Origin of the sequence: Pseudomonas sp. Pseusp16 (genome assembly GCF_047324915.1) — a bacterium.
GTDB classification, from domain to species: domain Bacteria; phylum Pseudomonadota; class Gammaproteobacteria; order Pseudomonadales; family Pseudomonadaceae; genus Aquipseudomonas; species Aquipseudomonas fluorescens_CD.
In genome coordinates this window covers 4,301,677-4,318,974 of sequence record NZ_CP168522.1, presented here as the reverse complement: position 1 = coordinate 4,318,974, position 17,298 = coordinate 4,301,677, and the positions used below count along the sequence as shown (strand labels likewise).

At 59.2% G+C, this 17,298-nt stretch carries 16 protein-coding genes; 13 read left to right on the top strand and 3 right to left on the bottom strand.

From position 1 onward, the window contains the following. The first annotated feature begins 114 nt into the window (after positions 1 to 114). A complete protein-coding gene (locus tag ACEN8Q_RS19700; protein WP_057396627.1) occupies positions 115 to 882 on the top strand; it encodes a GntR family transcriptional regulator in 768 nt (255 codons plus the stop codon). Positions 883 to 982: 100 nt separating this feature from the next. On the opposite strand, the gene smpB is transcribed toward ACEN8Q_RS19700, so the two are convergent. Next, the gene (smpB, locus tag ACEN8Q_RS19695) at positions 983 to 1,465 is read right to left on the bottom strand and encodes an SsrA-binding protein SmpB (RefSeq protein WP_007988707.1); all 483 of its coding nucleotides are present in this window, start codon (positions 1,463 to 1,465) and stop codon (positions 983 to 985) included. A gap of 118 nt (positions 1,466 to 1,583) precedes the next feature. On the opposite strand from smpB, the gene ACEN8Q_RS19690 reads away from it, so the two are divergent. Genes ACEN8Q_RS19690 through ACEN8Q_RS19680 form a run of 3 tightly spaced genes read left to right on the top strand, consistent with a single transcriptional unit; the run spans position 1,584 to position 3,736 of the window. Then, positions 1,584 to 2,987 carry a sodium-dependent transporter gene (locus tag ACEN8Q_RS19690; RefSeq protein ID WP_413703605.1) on the top strand — a complete coding sequence of 468 codons (1,404 nt, stop codon included), beginning with the start codon at positions 1,584 to 1,586 and terminating at the stop codon, positions 2,985 to 2,987. Between the two features lie 7 nt (positions 2,988 to 2,994). Next, a complete protein-coding gene (locus ACEN8Q_RS19685) occupies positions 2,995 to 3,429 on the top strand; it encodes a type II toxin-antitoxin system RatA family toxin (protein ID WP_413421623.1) in 435 nt (144 codons plus the stop codon). Continuing rightward, positions 3,422 to 3,736 carry an RnfH family protein gene (locus ACEN8Q_RS19680; RefSeq protein WP_413703604.1) on the top strand — a complete coding sequence of 105 codons (315 nt, stop codon included), beginning with the start codon at positions 3,422 to 3,424 and terminating at the stop codon, positions 3,734 to 3,736. Before ACEN8Q_RS19685 ends, ACEN8Q_RS19680 begins: the two co-directional genes overlap by 8 nt. A 60-nt stretch (positions 3,737 to 3,796) precedes the next feature. Here the strand turns inward: ACEN8Q_RS19680 and ACEN8Q_RS19675 are convergent, their stop codons facing one another. After that, the gene (locus tag ACEN8Q_RS19675; RefSeq protein WP_413421619.1) at positions 3,797 to 4,324 is read right to left on the bottom strand and encodes an outer membrane protein assembly factor BamE; all 528 of its coding nucleotides are present in this window, start codon (positions 4,322 to 4,324) and stop codon (positions 3,797 to 3,799) included. Between the two features lie 97 nt (positions 4,325 to 4,421). Between ACEN8Q_RS19675 and fur the strand changes: the two genes are divergently transcribed. Further along, entirely contained in the window at positions 4,422 to 4,826 is a 405-nt protein-coding gene (gene fur / locus ACEN8Q_RS19670) for a ferric iron uptake transcriptional regulator (protein WP_003197684.1), read from the top strand. Positions 4,827 to 4,907: 81 nt separating this feature from the next. Here fur and recN read toward each other — a convergent pair whose 3' ends face one another. After that, on the bottom strand, positions 4,908 to 6,581 hold the full coding sequence (gene recN, locus ACEN8Q_RS19665) for a DNA repair protein RecN (RefSeq protein WP_111280790.1): 1,674 nt from the start codon (positions 6,579 to 6,581) through the stop codon (positions 4,908 to 4,910). A gap of 241 nt (positions 6,582 to 6,822) precedes the next feature. On the opposite strand from recN, the gene grpE reads away from it, so the two are divergent. The 8 genes from grpE (at position 6,823) to ACEN8Q_RS19625 (ending at position 17,291) form a co-directional block, all read left to right on the top strand. Continuing rightward, positions 6,823 to 7,389 carry a nucleotide exchange factor GrpE gene (grpE, locus tag ACEN8Q_RS19660; RefSeq protein ID WP_007988694.1) on the top strand — a complete coding sequence of 189 codons (567 nt, stop codon included), beginning with the start codon at positions 6,823 to 6,825 and terminating at the stop codon, positions 7,387 to 7,389. A gap of 102 nt (positions 7,390 to 7,491) precedes the next feature. Next, entirely contained in the window at positions 7,492 to 9,408 is a 1,917-nt protein-coding gene (gene dnaK, locus ACEN8Q_RS19655; RefSeq protein WP_413421616.1) for a molecular chaperone DnaK, read from the top strand. Between the two features lie 296 nt (positions 9,409 to 9,704). Further along, positions 9,705 to 10,829: a molecular chaperone DnaJ gene (gene dnaJ / locus ACEN8Q_RS19650; protein WP_008018791.1), complete on the top strand. Its 1,125-nt coding sequence runs from the start codon at positions 9,705 to 9,707 to the stop codon at positions 10,827 to 10,829. Positions 10,830 to 10,838: 9 nt separating this feature from the next. Then, a complete protein-coding gene (dapB, locus tag ACEN8Q_RS19645; RefSeq protein WP_413421614.1) occupies positions 10,839 to 11,645 on the top strand; it encodes a 4-hydroxy-tetrahydrodipicolinate reductase in 807 nt (268 codons plus the stop codon). Positions 11,646 to 11,904: 259 nt separating this feature from the next. Further along, positions 11,905 to 13,041, top strand: coding sequence for a glutamine-hydrolyzing carbamoyl-phosphate synthase small subunit (carA, locus tag ACEN8Q_RS19640; RefSeq protein ID WP_085718633.1), 1,137 nt, complete (start codon positions 11,905 to 11,907; stop codon positions 13,039 to 13,041). Positions 13,042 to 13,157: 116 nt separating this feature from the next. After that, the gene (carB, locus tag ACEN8Q_RS19635) at positions 13,158 to 16,379 is read left to right on the top strand and encodes a carbamoyl-phosphate synthase large subunit (RefSeq protein ID WP_413421612.1); all 3,222 of its coding nucleotides are present in this window, start codon (positions 13,158 to 13,160) and stop codon (positions 16,377 to 16,379) included. A 2-nt stretch (positions 16,380 to 16,381) separates the two neighbouring features. After that, entirely contained in the window at positions 16,382 to 16,858 is a 477-nt protein-coding gene (greA, locus tag ACEN8Q_RS19630) for a transcription elongation factor GreA (RefSeq protein WP_102669179.1), read from the top strand. Positions 16,859 to 16,886: 28 nt separating this feature from the next. After that, complete coding sequence (locus ACEN8Q_RS19625) at positions 16,887 to 17,291, top strand: MFS transporter (protein ID WP_413703603.1); 405 nt, start codon at positions 16,887 to 16,889, stop codon at positions 17,289 to 17,291. The last annotated feature ends 7 nt before the right edge of the window (positions 17,292 to 17,298 follow it).

Below are 17,298 nucleotides of genomic sequence, written 5' to 3'. Positions count from 1 at the left end.
AGTGCTCAGGTCGTCTGCCTGGTATGACCAAATGCGTTGTTGCAGGTGCTGGCGCGGCGCCGATAGGCCAGAATAGAGCCCCGGCGAGCCGTCGGATCGTGGAGAAATCGAGTTATGGGGTTTGATCAGATTCGTCAGCGCCGTTTGTCTGACGATATTGTCGAGCAGCTTGAGGGCATGATCCTCGAGGGCACGTTGAAGGCGGGTGAGCGCTTGCCGGCCGAGCGTGCGTTGGCCGAACAATTTGGCGTGTCACGGCCTTCGTTGCGCGAAGCCATTCAGAAACTGACCGCCAAGGGATTGCTGGTCAGTCGCCAGGGCGGCGGCAACTATGTGGTGGAATCACTGGGGAGCACCTTCAGTGATCCCTTGTTGCATCTGCTGGAAAGCAACCCCGAGGCGCAACGCGATCTGCTGGAGTTTCGCCATACCCTGGAAGCGTCCTGTGCCTACTACGCGGCGCTGCGTGCCACTGATGTGGATCGCGAGCGGCTGACCGCGGCATTCAACGAATTGCAGGACTGCTATTCACGTCACGAAGAGGTGAGCCGTGCCGAAGAGGGGGCGGCGGACGCAAGCTTTCACCTGGCGATCGCCGAGGCCAGCCACAATGCCGTGTTGCTGCACACCATTCGTGGGCTGTTCGATCTGCTCAAGCGCAACGTGGTGACCAACATCGGTGGCATGTACAAGCAGCGCACTGAAACCCGCGACATGTTGATCACGCAGCATCGGGAGTTGTATCAGGCGATTATTGAAGGGCGGGCGGAGCAGGCGCGGGAAGTTTCCAGTCGACACATTTTGTATGTGCAAGAGGTGCTGGAAGAGGTGCGTCAGGAAGTGCAGCGCATGGCCCGGGCGGAGCGGCGCAAGGGGATGTAGCCAGTCGGTTCCATATCGTTTGTGAGATTGCTTTCGCGGGCAAGCCCGCTCCCACAGGTACACCGAAACCCTGTAGGAGCGGGCTTGCCCGCGAAGGGAATTACTCTTCCTTGCCCTTGTTGCGCACCGCGCGCTGCAATTCGCGACCGGCGTCGCGTTCGCGCTCGGTATCACGCTTGTCGTATTCCTTCTTGCCCTTGCCCAGAGCGATCTCGCACTTGACCATGTGCTTGCTCCAGTACCAGGACAGGCACACGCAGGCGTAACCCTTTTGCTGCACGGCAGCGGAGAGCTTTTCCAGCTCGCGCCGATTGAGCAGCAATTTACGGGTGCGGACCGGGTCAGCGATGACGTGGGTACTGGCGGTCGTCAGGGGCGTGATGTGACTGCCGAGCAGCCAGGCTTCGCCATCCTTGAGCAGTACGTAGCTGTCAACCAGCTGTAACTTGCTTGCCCGCAGACTTTTTACTTCCCAGCCGGCCAGGACCAGACCAGCCTCGAACCGATGTTCGATGAAGTAATCGTGTCGCGCCTTTTTATTTTGCGCGATGGTCCCTGTTGGGTGTTTCTTCTGTTTAGCCATAGGGGCGGCATTATAGGGAGTTGCACGCGAGTCGGCTACGGTGTTGCTACGTGCTTGAGCAGGTTGATTGAATCCCGGACAATGCGGCCTCTTTTTTGAACGCTTGGGCGTGATAGCGATGTCGACAGACAAGGTTTCAGTCCATGGCAGTTGGGCTAGCCGCTGGGTCTTCATACTCGCCGCGACCGGTTCGGCTGTGGGGCTGGGTAGTATCTGGAAATTCCCGTACATGGTCGGCGTCTATGGCGGCGGCGCCTTCGTGCTGATGTTCCTGGTTTGCATCGCGCTGATTGGCGTGCCGGTCATGCTGGCGGAAACCCTGATCGGCCGGCGTGCCAGGCACAGCCCGGCCAATGCCTTGAAGGCGCTGGCAATTGAGGCGGGGCACTCGGGCAAATGGTCTTGGGGCGCATTCGCCGGAATGATCACGGCGTTGCTGATCCTGTCTTTCTACAGTGTGGTTGGCGGCTGGTCGCTGGATTACATCATCGACATGGGGCGTGGCGACTTCCAGGGCACGACGCCGGATCAGGTGGGGGCTTACTTCGGCAATGTGATCGCCGATCCCTGGCGCCTGACACTCTGGCACACGATTTTCATGCTGTTGTCCGCGGTGGTGATCGCCAAGGGCGTGGTTGCCGGGCTTGAGCGCAGTTTGCGCATCATGATGCCGTTGTTGTTCGTGATGGTCCTCGTGCTGCTGGGTTACAGCATGACCACCGGTCATTTCATGGAGGGCGTGCATTTCATGTTCGACTTCCACCCGGAAAAGGTCCTGGACGGCTTGTTGCCCGCGATGGGGCATGCGTTCTTTTCCCTGAGCGTGGGCGTCGGCTCGATCATGATCTACGGCGCCTACATGCCAAAGGACTCGTCGATATCGGGGACTGTCGTTGGTGTGGCGCTGCTCGACACCTTTGTGTCCCTGGTGGCCGGCCTGGCATTGTTTCCGATAGTTTTCGCGGCGGGCCTGAATCCGAGCGAAGGGCCGGGGCTGATGTTCGTCAGCCTGCCGTTTGCCTTCGGTAACGTGGCGTTCGGGCAAATGATGGGTGTGGTGTTCTTCGTGCTGGTGGCGGTCGCTGCCTGGAGTTCGGCGATTTCCCTGCTTGAGCCGATGGTGGCCTACCTGGTCGAGCGCACTAAAGTCAGTCGTGCATGGGTCACCTTCTGGTTGGCTTTCAGCTGCTGGTTTGTTGGCCTGGGCACAGTGTTCTCCTTCAATATCTGGAAGGAGGCCAAGTTTTTCGTGAATGATGGCGGGATGTTCCACCTCTACCAATGGGGTGCAGCCGGTGGTCTCGACTTCTTTGGTGTGATCGATTTCTTTACCTCGCGACTCATGTTGCCGCTTGGCGGTTTGTGTTTCGTGGTGTTTGCGGGCTGGATCATGGGGCGTGAAGCGGTGCGCGACGAATTGTCGATGCGCAATCCTGCGCTGTTTGGTCTGTCCTTGTTCTTGATGCGCTATGTGGCGCCTATCGGCATCCTCGTAGTGTTTGCCGCCCAGCTGTGGAAGTAACGCTGACATGACAACACACATTTCACGTTCGGCCTTGCTGCCGTATCCGGCACAAGCGCTGTATGACCTGGTCAACGACGTGGCTCGCTATCCGGAGTTTCTGCCGTGGTGCTCGGCGGCCGAAGTCCTGGAGAGCTCGCCTGAGCACATGCGGGCGAGCGTTGGCGTGGCGAAGGGTGGCCTCAGCCAGCATTTCGTGACGCGCAATACCCTGGTTCCTGGCCAGTCGATCGAAATGAACCTTGAGGAGGGCCCGTTCACTCAGTTGCATGGCATTTGGGTGTTCAAGGCGTTGACCGATAAGGCTTGCAAGATCAGCCTGGACCTTTCATTCGATTACGCAGGGCCGATTGTTCGTGCGACCTTGGGGCCATTGTTCAATCAGGCGGCCAATACGCTGGTGGATGCATTCTGCCAACGGGCCAAGCAAATACATGGTTGAGGCGGATATCGGGGTTGAGGTGGTGTATGCCGCCGTTGATCGCCAGGTGCTTCTGCCGGTGACAGTGCCAGCAGGAACGACTGTTCGCGCCGCTTTGCTGAAATCCGGTATAGGTCGGGCATTCCCTGAGCTGGATCTGGCCGGGTGTCCTGTGGGGATCTTCGGTAAGGTGGTTGTCGATCCCGACAGTCGTTTGGTTCAATCTGGGGATCGCATAGAGATTTATCGGCCATTGCTGGCTGATCCCAAAGAGGTTCGCCGGCTGCGTGCGGCCAAGGCTGCCGAGGCGAAAGCCCGGAATCAGTAAGTCTGCGAACGCCAGACAATAAAAAGCCCGGGCATGCCGGGCTTTTTATTGCGTCGCAAATTATTGCGGCGAGGTTTCCAGTGGTTGCGGCGTCGGGACCGGAACGGTTTCTACGCCGTCGACGTCCTTCTGGATCTGGTCCAGCAACGAACCTGGCTTGACCGGTTTTTCCGGTTTTGGCTTTTCGACGTTTTCTGCCGGGGCAGTGACTGTCGTGCCGCTGTCCTTGCCGAGGATGGCTTCGTCGCGGCTCACACCTGGCATGAAATCACCGGAGAGGCTGACAAGCTGATCATTTGGGTTGAAGATAACGCTGATGCGTTCTTGCTGGCGTTCACCGCCACCTGGTTGCAGGCTGTACAGATAATCCCAGCGATCGGCATGGAACGTGTCAGTCAGCAGAGGGTTGCCCATGATAAACCGTACTTGCTTGCGGGTCATTCCCGGGCGTAACTGGTCTATCATGTCCTGCGTGACGACATTGCCCTGCTGGATGTCGATTTTGTAAACCCCGGGGAATGAACAACCGGCGAGTGCGAGCAGTCCCACAAAGGTGAAACTGGTTAGCAAGAGCTTGGTGTTTTGCATCGGTGGGCGACTTCCACTATCTTGGCTGGGACAACGTAAACGCCGATCATACCCGCATTAAGAGAAGCTGCGAAGCAGCATCGCGAGAAAGCTGACCATGGTTGAAAATAGCGAACTACGCAAAGCCGGCCTCAAAGTGACCCTGCCACGGGTCAAAATTCTGCAAATGCTCGATTCCGCCGAGCAGCGCCACATGAGTGCCGAGGATGTCTACAAGGCCCTTATGGAGGCTGGTGAGGACGTCGGTCTGGCCACGGTTTACCGTGTTCTGACCCAGTTCGAGGCAGCTGGCCTTGTGGTGCGGCACAACTTCGACGGAGGCCATGCGGTCTTCGAACTGGACGACGGAAAGCATCACGACCATATGGTCAACGTCGAAACCAGTGAAGTGATCGAATTCTTCGACGAGGAAATCGAGCGGCTTCAGAAAGCAATCGTCGACAAGTATGGCTTCGAGATGGTTGATCACAATCTGGTGCTGTACGTGCGCAAGAAAAAGTAAGCATGTCGCGCGAACACCAGTTCGCGAAACGAGCGAAGGCGACCCCAGGGTCGCCTTCGTGCTTTCTGCCTCTATTTAAATTTAAGCTTTTGCGGCAACCACCATTTTCCTGGCATGAGCCAGGGACTCTTTGGTGAGGTCAATGCCACCCAGCATTCGTGCGACTTCTTCGACGCGGTCGTTTTTGCTCAATCTGGAAACGGCTGTGCGGGTGGCATCCTCACCGCGCACCTTGTGCACGAATAGATGTTGATGACCTTGCGCTGCCACTTGCGGCAAGTGGGTCACGGTCAGTACCTGTCCGCGCTCGCCGAGCCTGCGCAGCAACTGGCCGACGATTTCTGCGGTCGGGCCGCCAATGCCGACGTCGACTTCGTCGAATACCAGGGTCGGGACGCGGGAAGTCTGTGCGGTGATTACCTGGATCGCCAGGCTGATCCGCGACAGTTCGCCGCCGGACGCCACTTTCGCCAGGGCCTTCAGCGGCTGGCCAGGGTTGGCGCTGACCAGCAGTTCTACCTGTTCCAGGCCATTGGGCAGTAGCTCATCGCTGCTGTTGGGTCGCAGTTCAATGGTAAAGCGCCCGCCAGGCATGCCCAGACGCTGGATTTCCTGCTCCACGGCGCTGGCCAGGCTGTTCGACGCCTGGTGCCTCAGGTCGCTCAGTTCCCGGGCCCTTTCCTGATAGTGCCGAGCATAGGACGACAGCTCATCGCTCAGTCGCTCGATGGATTCGTCGTTGGCGTTCAGGGTCTCGATTTCATCCAGCAGTTTCTGTTGCATCTCGGCAACTTCGGTTGGCTGGATGCGGTGTTTGCGTGCCAGGGTGTAGATCGCGTCGAGGCGCTCTTCAAGGTATTGAAGGCGCGACGGGTCGGCGTCGAAATTGTCGAGGAAGCGGTTCAGTTCACCTACGGCCTCTTCAACCTGGATCTGAGCACTGGTCAACAGGCTGCTGGCTTCACCCAGAGCCCCGATCGAGCTGTTCACGCTCGACAGGCGGTTGAGGCTGGCGGTGAGTGCATTGAGGACATTCCCCGAATCACTTTCACTGCATTGCTCGACGACTTGCCGGCAGATTCCCAGCAGGGTTTCGGCGTTGGTCAGGTTCTTGTGTTCCTGTTCCAGCTGCTCCAGCTCGTTGTCGCCAAGGCCGAGGTTTTCCAGCTCTTCGAGTTGATAGCTGAGCAACTGATGACGGGCGCGTTGTTCGTCACCGGAGTTGGAGAGTCGCTCCAGTTCCTGGCGGGTCTGGCGCCAGCGTTGGGCGGCGAGTTGAACCTGACGGGCAAGATCCGTCGCGCCGGCATATTCATCGAGCAGGCGACGGTGGGTATCGGTCTTGAGCAGGGATTGGTGCTCGTGCTGGCTGTGAATGTCGATCAGCAATTCGCCCAGCGCCTTGAGGTCGCCAAGCGGGCAGGGCGTGCCGTTGATATAGCCACGCGAGCGCCCTTCGGATGTGATCACCCGGCGCAGGATGCACGGACCGTCGTTTTCGAGGTCGCGCTCGGCCAGCCAGGCGCTGGCTTCCGGAATGTCGGCCAGATCAAAGGTGGCCAGGATATCGGCCTTGTCGGCGCCGGGGCGGACCACGCCGCTGTCGGCGCGATCACCCAGGGTAAGGCCCAGCGCGTCGAGCATGATCGACTTGCCCGCGCCGGTTTCCCCGGTGATCACGCTCATCCCGCGATCGAGTTCGAGATCGAGATGTTCAACGATGGCGTAGTTGTGTACGGACAGGTGCACCAGCATATGGGCCGCTCCCAGGTGTTAGGTCTGGTTATTTATACAGTGTTTTGTTTCTGGCTGACAATGCCCCTCGTTAGCTCGATTGGCTTGGTCCGACGAAACCCTTATCGCGGGCGGGAATGACAATGCAGTTGTTTTTTGTAGGGTTAATGATCGGGCCCCCCTTGAAGCCGGATTTTGCGGCCCCATATAGCTGGGCAGAAGCGCGAGTCGAGCTCGCGGACGATATTGAAAGGAGAAATCTATGGCTGACGAACAGACAGTGGATACGCAAAACCCAGACGCCAACCAGGCGCCCGAGGCTTCGGGTGAAGACCTGGCGGCTCGTGTACAAGTGCTCGAAGAGCAACTGGCAGGCGCTCAGGATCAGGCTTTGCGTGTAGCCGCCGATCTGCAGAACGTCCGCCGTCGCGCCGAGCAGGATGTGGAGAAGGCTCACAAGTTCGCGCTGGAAAAATTCGCCGGCGACCTGCTGCCGATCGTCGACAGCCTGGAGCGCGGCCTGGAACTGTCCAGCCCGGACGACGAAAGCATCCGTCCGATGCGCGAAGGCATCGAGCTGACCCTGAAAATGTTCCACGACACCCTCAAGCGTTATCAGCTCGAAGCGATCGATCCGCATGGCGAACCGTTCAATGCCGTTCAGCATCAGGCAATGGCCATGCAGGAAAGCGCCGATGTCGAGCCGAACAGCGTTCTGAAGGTGTTCCAGAAGGGCTATCAGCTCAATGGTCGCCTGCTGCGCCCGGCCATGGTCGTGGTCAGCAAGGCGCCTGCGCCGGTTTCGCCCTCGATTGACGAGCAGGCTTGAAATCCGCCGCAAGGCCCCCATTTATAAGTCAAGCGTTTAAGTGCTACCGCAGTTAGCCACCACTGCTGCGGCAACCAAATCCAAAGTTTCGGGAGAGTGAACATGGGCAAAATCATCGGTATCGACCTGGGGACTACCAACTCCTGCGTCTCCGTGCTGGAAAACGGCAAGGCAAAAGTTATTGAAAACGCTGAAGGCGCGCGTACCACGCCGTCGATCATCGCTTACGCCAACGATGGCGAAATTCTGGTTGGCCAGTCGGCCAAGCGTCAGGCTGTGACCAATCCGCACAACACCCTGTATGCGGTGAAGCGTCTGATCGGTCGTCGTTTCGACGAAGAAGTCGTGCAGAAAGACATCCAGATGGTCCCTTACAAGATCGTCAAGGCTGACAACAGCGACGCCTGGGTTGAAGTGAACGGCCAGAAAATGGCACCGCCACAAATCTCGGCTGAAATCCTGAAGAAGATGAAAAAGACCGCCGAAGACTACCTCGGCGAGACCGTGACTGAAGCGGTGATCACCGTTCCGGCCTACTTCAACGACAGCCAGCGTCAAGCGACCAAAGACGCCGGCCGCATCGCCGGTCTGGACGTAAAACGTATCATCAACGAACCAACCGCAGCTGCTCTGGCTTACGGTATGGACAAGGCGAAGGGCGATCACACCGTGATCGTTTACGACCTGGGCGGCGGTACTTTCGACGTTTCCGTGATCGAGATCGCTGAAGTCGATGGTGAGCACCAGTTCGAAGTACTGGCCACCAACGGTGATACGTTCCTGGGCGGTGAAGACTTTGACATTCGTCTGATCGACTACCTCGTCGACGAATTCAAAAAAGAAAGCGGCATGAACCTCAAGGGTGACCCGCTGGCCATGCAGCGCCTGAAAGAAGCTGCTGAAAAAGCCAAGATCGAACTGTCCTCGAGCCAGTCGACCGACGTGAACCTGCCGTACATCACTGCAGACGCTACCGGTCCCAAGCACCTGAACGTGAAGATCTCCCGCGCCAAGCTCGAAGCATTGGTGGAAGACCTGGTTCAGCGCACCATCGAACCTTGCCGCATCGCGATGAAAGATGCCGGTATCGACGTTGGCGCGATCAACGACGTGATCCTGGTGGGCGGTCAGACCCGTATGCCACTGGTTCAGAAGCTGGTAACCGAGTTCTTCGGTAAAGAAGCTCGTAAAGACGTGAATCCGGACGAAGCGGTTGCTATGGGTGCTGCTATCCAGGGCGCGGTACTGGCCGGTGACGTGAAAGACGTTCTGCTGCTCGACGTCAGCCCGCTGACCCTGGGTATCGAAACCATGGGTGGCGTGATGACCGCGCTGATCGAGAAAAACACCACGATTCCTACCAAGAAATCGCAAGTGTTCTCGACTGCCGACGACAACCAGGGCGCCGTGACCATTCACGTGCTGCAGGGCGAGCGTAAGCAAGCCGCGCAGAACAAGTCCCTGGGCAAGTTCGACCTGGCCGACATTCCACCAGCTCCACGTGGTGTGCCGCAGATCGAAGTGACCTTCGACATCGACGCCAACGGCATCCTGCACGTAGGTGCGAAAGACAAGGCTACCGGCAAGACTCAGTCGATCGTGATCAAGGCCAACTCCGGTCTGTCCGACGAAGAAATCGAGCGCATGGTGCGTGATGCCGAGGCGAACGCCGAGGAAGACCGCAAGTTCGAAGAGCTGGCCACCGCTCGCAACCAGGGCGACGCACTGGTTCACTCGACGCGCAAAATGGTTACCGATGCCGGCGATAAAGTGACCGCTGAAGAGAAGACTGCAATCGAAGCGGCAGTGGTTGCCCTGGAAGCCGCCGTTAAAGGCGACGACAAGGCTGCTATCGAAGCCAAGGTTGAAGAGCTGTCGAAAGTCTCCGCTCCAGTGGCGCAGAAGATGTACGCCGAACAGGCTCAGCCTGCTGAAGGCGCAGCACCGCACGACGACAAGGCGCAAAAGGCTGACGACGTTGTTGATGCCGAGTTCGAAGAAGTCAAAGACCACAAGTAAGTTGTTGGTCGGCCGGTTGACTGCCTTTGGGCAGTGACTGGTAGGATGTCGCCGCGCGGGAGCTTGCTCCCGCGTTGGCGTGTCTGGAATACGCGAATTTTTACAGTATGCGACAGTGTTCGCGTACTGGTGGTATGGCCGGGAATGCTCCTGCTTTTCGAGCCGCAAGTACCGCATTGAATCAAAGACCAGGATCGTTGAATTGACGTGAGTTGGGTCCGGGCCTGTATTGGGGCTCAACGAGTTCGGCAGACTCAGGAGGGTTTTGTCGGACGTCCTCAAGAGTGCAAAGACTTATGGCAAAGCGTGACTATTACGAAGTGTTGGGTGTTGAGCGTGGCTCAAGCGAAGCGGACCTGAAAAAGGCCTACCGTCGCCTGGCGATGAAGCACCACCCGGACCGTAATCCGGATGACAAGGCGTCGGAAGAGAAATTCAAGGAGGCCAACGAGGCCTACGAAGTGCTGTCGGATTCCAGCAAGCGCGCGGCATACGACCAGTACGGTCATGCCGGTGTCGACCCAAGCATGGGTGGCGGCGGTGCCGGGTTCGGTGGTCAGAACTTCTCCGATATCTTTGGCGATGTCTTCAGTGATTTCTTCGGTGGTGGTCGCGGCGGTTCCCGTGGTGGCGCTCAGCGCGGCAGTGACTTGCGCTACACCCTGGAACTGGACCTCGAGGAAGCGGTGCGCGGTACGACCGTGAACATCCGCGTTCCGACGCTGGTCAATTGCAAGCCTTGCGACGGCTCCGGTGCCAAGAGAGGCTCTGCGCCGGTGACCTGCCCGACTTGCGGTGGTATCGGCCAGGTGCGCATGCAGCAAGGCTTCTTCTCGGTGCAGCAGACCTGCCCGCGTTGCCATGGCCAGGGCAAGATCATTTCCGATCCGTGCGATTCCTGCCACGGCGAAGGTCGTGTCGAAGAGTACAAGACCCTGTCGGTGAAAGTGCCGGCCGGTGTCGATACCGGTGACCGCATTCGTCTGTCCGGCGAAGGCGAGGCGGGTGCTCAGGGTGGTCCGACTGGCGACCTGTACGTGGTGATCAATGTGCGTGAGCACGCGATCTTCCAGCGTGACGGCAAGCATCTGTTCTGCGAAGTGCCGATCAGCTTCGTCGATGCGGCGCTGGGTGGCGAGCTGGAGATTCCGACCCTTGATGGTCGCGTCAAGCTGAAGATCCCTGAAGGGACCCAGACCGGCAAGCAGTTCCGTGTTCGTGGCAAGGGTGTTGCGCCCGTGCGCGGTGGCGGTGCCGGTGACCTGATGTGCCGTGTGGCGGTCGAGACTCCGGTCAACCTGAGCCGTCGCCAGCGCGAAATGCTCGAGGAGTTCCGCAGCTCGCTGGCGGACGACAACAGTCATTCGCCGAAAACCACTGGCTGGTTCGAAGGCGTCAAGCGCTTCTTCGGCGATTTGTAAGGAGTCGGCATGCGACGTATAGCTGTGATGGGCGCTGCCGGGCGCATGGGTAAAATCCTCATCGAGGCCGTGCAGCAGCGCGCGCCCCTGACCGGTCTGACGGCGGCCGTTGTGCGCCCTGGCAGCACGCTGATTGGCGTGGATGCGGGTGAGTTGGCTTCGCTGGGGCGCATTGGTGTGCCGCTGACCGGCAGCCTGGAGTCCGTGGCGGAAGAGTTCGACGTGTTGATCGACTTTACGCTGCCGGAAGTCATGCTGAAAAACCTGGCCTTCTGCCGCAAGGCAGGCAAGGCCATGGTGATCGGCACCACCGGGCTGGACGCTGCGCAGAAGCAGTTGCTGGCCGAGGCGGGCAAAGATATTCCCATCGTCTTCGCTGCCAACTTCAGCGTTGGTGTGAACCTGTCGCTGAAGCTGCTCGATATGGCTGCACGCGTGCTGGGTGATGAGGCGGATATCGAAATCATCGAAGCGCATCACCGTCACAAGATCGATGCGCCGTCCGGTACGGCCCTGCGCATGGGTGAGGTGATCGCTGGCGCGCTGGATCGTGATCTGCAGAAGGTCGCGGTTTATGGTCGTGAAGGCCATACCGGTGTGCGTGAGCGTGAAACCATCGGCTTTGCCACCGTGCGCGGTGGTGATGTGGTTGGTGATCACACGGTGCTGTTTGCCTGCGAAGGTGAGCGTCTGGAGATCACCCATAAAGCCTCCAGCCGCATGACCTTCGCCAAGGGGGCGGTGCGTGCTGCGTTGTGGCTGGACGGGCGCGAGCCTGGCCTTTATGACATGCAAGACGTGCTCGACCTGCGTTAAGATGCGCCCGAAATCGGGCTCGCGCACAGCGTTCGAGCCCGGTTTTATTCCGCCAAGCGACGTCCTGTCGCATTCTCCAGCCTTTAAGGCTCATTGGCGGTAGACCAAAAATGCCTTTTTCTGTAAGCTACAGCTTTAGTGTGTCCACTAAAAGCGCGCAGAATAATTCAGTGAACAAGCGGGGTGACGTGTCCATACGTCACTCCGCTTTTTTACAACCTGCGATCGCCCTTTCAGGCTTTATTTACGGGAGGTCTTCTTGACTAAGCCAGCCATACTCGCCCTTGCTGATGGCAGCATTTTTCGCGGCGAAGCCATTGGAGCCGACGGTCAGACCGTTGGTGAGGTGGTGTTCAACACCGCAATGACCGGCTATCAGGAAATCCTTACCGATCCTTCCTACGCCCAACAAATCGTTACCCTGACTTATCCGCACATCGGCAATACCGGCACCACGCCGGAAGACGCCGAGTCCAACCGCGTCTGGTCTGCCGGCCTGGTCATCCGTGACCTGCCACTGGTGGCGAGCAACTGGCGTAACACGATGTCCCTGTCCGACTACCTGAAGGCCAACAATGTTGTGGCCATCGCCGGTATCGACACTCGCCGCCTGACGCGCATCCTGCGTGAAAAAGGCGCGCAGAACGGCTGCATCATGGCCGGCGACAACATTTCCGAAGAAGCTGCCATCGCCGCCGCCCAGGGTTTCCCTGGCCTCAAGGGCATGGACCTGGCGAAAGTCGTCAGCACCAAGGAAAGCTACGAGTGGCGCTCGACTGTCTGGGATCTGAAAACCGACAGCCACGCGACCCTCGAAGCCTCCGAGCTGCCGTACCACGTCGTGGCCTACGACTACGGCGTCAAGGTGAACATCCTGCGCATGCTGGTCGAGCGCGGTTGCCGCGTGACCGTCGTGCCTGCGCAAACGCCTGCTGCCGATGCACTGGCGCTGAAGCCGGACGGCGTGTTCCTGTCCAACGGCCCTGGTGATCCGGAGCCTTGCGACTATGCGATCCAGGCGATCAAGGATGTGCTGGAAACCGAAATTCCGGTCTTCGGTATCTGCCTCGGTCACCAGCTGCTGGCCCTGGCCTCCGGCGCCAAGACCCTGAAAATGGGTCACGGCCACCACGGTGCCAACCACCCCGTCCAGGATCTGGACAGCGGCGTGGTGATGATCACCAGCCAGAACCACGGTTTTGCCGTAGACGAGGCGACCCTGCCAGCCAACGTTCGCGCGATCCACAAATCGCTGTTCGACGGCACCCTGCAGGGTATCGAGCGTACCGACAAGAGCGCCTTCAGCTTCCAGGGTCACCCTGAAGCCAGCCCTGGCCCGAACGACGTAGCGCCATTGTTCGATCGCTTCATCAACGAGATGGCCAAGCGACGCTGATCGCTCGTCCTTGATGTAGCACAGCTTGAGGGCGGCCCCGATACCGGTGGCCCCCTCAAGTCAGAGATTGAACAAGACGGCTTGCCGACTGACCTGCGGATTTGAGTGACAAACCCATGCCAAAACGTACAGACATTAAAAGCATCCTGATTCTCGGCGCTGGCCCGATCGTGATCGGCCAGGCCTGCGAATTCGACTACTCCGGCGCCCAGGCCTGCAAGGCCCTGCGCGAAGAGGGTTACCGCGTCATCCTGGTGAACTCCAACCCGGCCACCATCATGACCGACCCGGCCATGGCCGACGCCACCTACATCGAGCCGATCAAGTGGCAGACCGTTGCCAAGATCATCGAAAAGGAGCGTCCGGACGCGCTGCTGCCAACCATGGGTGGCCAGACCGCTCTGAACTGCGCCCTGGACCTGGAGCGCGAAGGCGTTCTGGAGAAGTTCGGCGTAGAGATGATCGGTGCCAATGCCGACACCATCGACAAGGCTGAAGACCGCTCGCGTTTCGACAAGGCCATGAAGTCCATCGGCCTGGCGTGCCCGCGTTCCGGTATCGCCCACAGCATGGAAGAGGCCAATGCGGTCCTCGAGAAGCTCGGCTTCCCGTGCATCATTCGTCCGTCCTTCACCATGGGCGGCACCGGTGGTGGTATCGCCTACAACCGTGAAGAGTTCGAAGAAATCTGCGCCCGTGGCCTGGACCTGTCGCCGACCAAGGAACTGCTGATCGACGAATCGCTCATTGGTTGGAAAGAGTACGAGATGGAGGTTGTCCGCGATAAGAAGGACAACTGCATCATCGTCTGCTCCATCGAAAACTTCGACCCGATGGGCGTGCACACCGGTGACTCGATCACCGTGGCTCCTGCACAGACCCTGACCGACAAGGAATACCAGATCCTGCGTAACGCCTCCCTGGCGGTACTGCGCGAGATCGGCGTGGAAACCGGTGGTTCCAACGTTCAGTTCGGTATCTGCCCGAACACCGGCCGCATGGTCGTGATCGAGATGAACCCGCGTGTATCCCGTTCCTCGGCACTGGCCTCGAAAGCCACCGGCTTCCCGATCGCCAAGGTCGCGGCCAAGCTGGCTGTGGGCTACACCCTCGACGAACTGTCGAACGACATCACCGGCGGCAAGACCCCGGCGTCCTTCGAACCGTCCATCGACTACGTCGTCACCAAGCTGCCACGCTTTGCCTTCGAGAAGTTCTCCAAGGCTGACGCGCGCCTGACCACTCAGATGAAGTCGGTCGGTGAAGTCATGGCCATCGGCCGTACTTTCCAGGAATCCCTGCAGAAAGCCCTGCGCGGCCTGGAAGTCGGTGTTTGTGGCCTGGACGAGAAAGTTGATCTGGCCAACCCGGAAAGCATGAGCGTACTCAAGCGCGAGCTGACCGTGCCGGGCGCCGAGCGTATCTGGTACGTGGCGGACGCAATGCGCGCCGGCATGAGCGTCGAAGACATCTTCGGCATGACCATGATCGATCCTTGGTTCCTGGTGCAGATGGAAGACCTGATCAAGGAAGAAGCGAAGGTCAAGACCCTGGGTCTGACCAGCATCGACCGCGACCTGATGTTCCGCCTCAAGCGCAAGGGCTTCTCCGATATGCGCCTGGCCAAGCTGCTGGGTGTGACCGAGAAGAGCCTGCGCGCTCACCGCCACAAGCTGGAAATCTTCCCGGTCTACAAGCGCGTCGACACTTGCGCCGCCGAGTTCGCCACCGACACCGCCTATCTGTACTCGACGTACGAAGAAGAGTGCGAAGCCGCGCCATCGGGTCGCGACAAGATCATGATCCTTGGCGGCGGCCCAAACCGTATCGGCCAGGGCATCGAGTTCGACTACTGCTGCGTACACGCGGCACTGGCCCTGCGCGATGACGGGTACGAGACCATCATGGTCAACTGCAACCCGGAAACCGTATCCACCGACTACGACACCTCCGATCGCCTGTACTTCGAGCCAGTGACCCTGGAAGACGTGCTGGAAATCGTCCGCGTCGAGAAGCCGAAAGGCGTGATCGTCCAGTACGGCGGCCAGACCCCGCTGAAACTGGCTCGTGCCCTGGAAGCCGCTGGCGTGCCGATCATCGGTACCAGCCCTGATGCAATCGACCGTGCCGAAGACCGTGAGCGCTTCCAGCAGATGGTCCAGCGCCTGAACCTGCGTCAGCCGCCAAACGCTACCGTGCGCAGCGAAGACGAAGCCATTCGTGCCGCGAGCAAGATCGGTTACCCGCTGGTGGTGCGTCCGTCCTACGTACTGGGCGGTCGTGCGATGGAAATCGTTTACGAAGAAGAAGAGCTCAAGCGCTACCTGCGTGAAGCGGTTCAAGTGTCCAACGACAGCCCGGTGCTGCTGGATCACTTCCTCAACTGCGCCATCGAAATGGACGTGGATGCGGTCTGCGACGGCAAGGACGTGGTGATCGGCGCGATCATGCAGCACATCGAGCAGGCCGGTGTTCACTCCGGTGACTCCGCGTGCTCGCTGCCGCCATACTCGCTGCCGGCCCACATCCAGGACGAGATGCGCGAACAGGTCAAGAAAATGGCCCTGGAACTGGGCGTGGTCGGCCTGATGAACGTTCAGTTGGCGCTGCAAGGCGAAGACATCTACGTCATCGAAGTCAACCCGCGTGCTTCCCGTACCGTACCGTTCGTGTCCAAGTGCATTGGCGTTTCCCTGGCGATGATCGCAGCGCGCGTGATGGCCGGTAAAACCCTGAAAGAGCTGGGTTTCACCAAGGAAATCATCCCGAACTTCTACAGCGTGAAAGAGGCGGTGTTCCCGTTCGCCAAATTCCCTGGCGTTGACCCGATCCTCGGCCCTGAGATGAAGTCCACCGGTGAAGTGATGGGCGTGGGTGACACCTTCGGTGAGGCGTTCGCCAAGGCCCAGATGGGTGCCAGCGAAGTGTTGCCGACCGGCGGTACTGCGTTCATCAGCGTACGTGACGACGACAAGCCGCTGGTTGCGGGTGTGGCCCGTGATCTGATCAACTTGGGCTTCGAAGTGGTTGCCACTGCCGGTACTGCCAAGCTGATCGAGGCTGCAGGCCTGAAAGTGCGCCGTGTGAACAAGGTGACCGAAGGTCGTCCGCACGTGGTCGACATGATCAAGAATGACGAAGTCACGCTGATCATCAACACCACCGAAGGTCGTCAGTCGATCGCTGATTCGTACTCCATTCGTCGTAATGCCCTGCAGCACAAGATTTACTGCACCACCACCATTGCTGCTGGCGAAGCTATCTGTGAAGCGCTGAAGTTCGGTCCCGAGAAGACCGTGCGCCGCTTGCAGGATCTACACGCAGGATTGAAGGCATGAGCATAACGAAGTACCCAATGACCGTTCAGGGCGCTCGCGCCCTGGAAGAAGAGCACATTCACCTGACCAAGGTCGTTCGTCCGAAGCTCAGCCAGGACATCGGTACGGCCCGCGAGTTGGGTGACTTGAAGGAAAACGCCGAATACCACGCTGCCCGTGAGCAGCAGGGTATGGTCGAGGCGCGGATCCGTGATATCGAAGGTCGCATGCAGAATGCGGTGATCATCGATGTGACGACCATTCCTCACACCGGCAAGGTGATTTTCGGCACAACCGTCGAAATCGCCAACGTCGAAACCGATGAAAGCGTGACTTACCAGATCGTTGGTGAGGACGAGGCTGACATCAAGCTCGGCAAGATCTCTGTCGGCTCGCCGATTGCCCGCGCCTTGATTGCCAAGGAAGAGGGTGATGTGGTTGCAGTCAAGACGCCTGGCGGCGTTATCGAGTACGAGATTGTCGAAGTTCGCCACGTCTGAAGGCCGGCGCCCGCTTCGTGCGGGCGCCATGCTTTGGCAGCTGACCCAGATGCTGTGGGTCGGCGGCTTGTGGCTGTTGCAAATCGGTCTGTTGCCGGTGCTGGGGCGAATTGGCCTGGCGCCGCTACTGATCGACGAAATCGCGGGTACGCTCAATGCGCTGGTAGTGGGATTCGCTACGGCGTGTTTGATTTTTCAGGCTTTGGTGCTGATTAAGGCCGAGGGCCTTGTCAGTCTATGGCGTGATATTCGCGGGCAACTGCTGTTGATGGCGCTGTGCGCGTGCGCGATGTACTTCGCGGTGCGTTTCGGCTGGCCGGATGCCGTACGTTGGCAGGCATTCAGCTATCTTGTTCTGGGCTTTTGCGGAGTGGTACTGGTGCTGCAGCCGGTGCCGGGGTGGAGTGGCAGGGTGCGCGAAGCACACCCTTGACCCTTGC

Bases quoted from the DNA above. Each gene is read 5' to 3' on its own strand.
- ACEN8Q_RS19680 (WP_413703604.1), top strand. From the start codon at position 3,422: ATGGTTGAGGCGGATATCGGGGTTGAGGTGGTGTATGCCGCCGTTGAT.
- recN (WP_111280790.1), bottom strand. From the start codon at position 6,581: ATGCTGGTGCACCTGTCCGTACACAACTACGCCATCGTTGAACATCTC.
- dnaK (WP_413421616.1), top strand. From the start codon at position 7,492: ATGGGCAAAATCATCGGTATCGACCTGGGGACTACCAACTCCTGCGTC.
- dapB (WP_413421614.1), top strand. From the start codon at position 10,839: ATGCGACGTATAGCTGTGATGGGCGCTGCCGGGCGCATGGGTAAAATC.
- ACEN8Q_RS19690 (WP_413703605.1), top strand. From the start codon at position 1,584: ATGTCGACAGACAAGGTTTCAGTCCATGGCAGTTGGGCTAGCCGCTGG.
- carB (WP_413421612.1), top strand. From the start codon at position 13,158: ATGCCAAAACGTACAGACATTAAAAGCATCCTGATTCTCGGCGCTGGC.
- smpB (WP_007988707.1), bottom strand. From the start codon at position 1,465: ATGGCTAAACAGAAGAAACACCCAACAGGGACCATCGCGCAAAATAAA.
- grpE (WP_007988694.1), top strand. From the start codon at position 6,823: ATGGCTGACGAACAGACAGTGGATACGCAAAACCCAGACGCCAACCAG.
- ACEN8Q_RS19675 (WP_413421619.1), bottom strand. From the start codon at position 4,324: ATGCAAAACACCAAGCTCTTGCTAACCAGTTTCACCTTTGTGGGACTG.
- ACEN8Q_RS19625 (WP_413703603.1), top strand. From the start codon at position 16,887: ATGCTTTGGCAGCTGACCCAGATGCTGTGGGTCGGCGGCTTGTGGCTG.
- ACEN8Q_RS19685 (WP_413421623.1), top strand. From the start codon at position 2,995: ATGACAACACACATTTCACGTTCGGCCTTGCTGCCGTATCCGGCACAA.
- ACEN8Q_RS19700 (WP_057396627.1), top strand. From the start codon at position 115: ATGGGGTTTGATCAGATTCGTCAGCGCCGTTTGTCTGACGATATTGTC.
- dnaJ (WP_008018791.1), top strand. From the start codon at position 9,705: ATGGCAAAGCGTGACTATTACGAAGTGTTGGGTGTTGAGCGTGGCTCA.
- fur (WP_003197684.1), top strand. From the start codon at position 4,422: ATGGTTGAAAATAGCGAACTACGCAAAGCCGGCCTCAAAGTGACCCTG.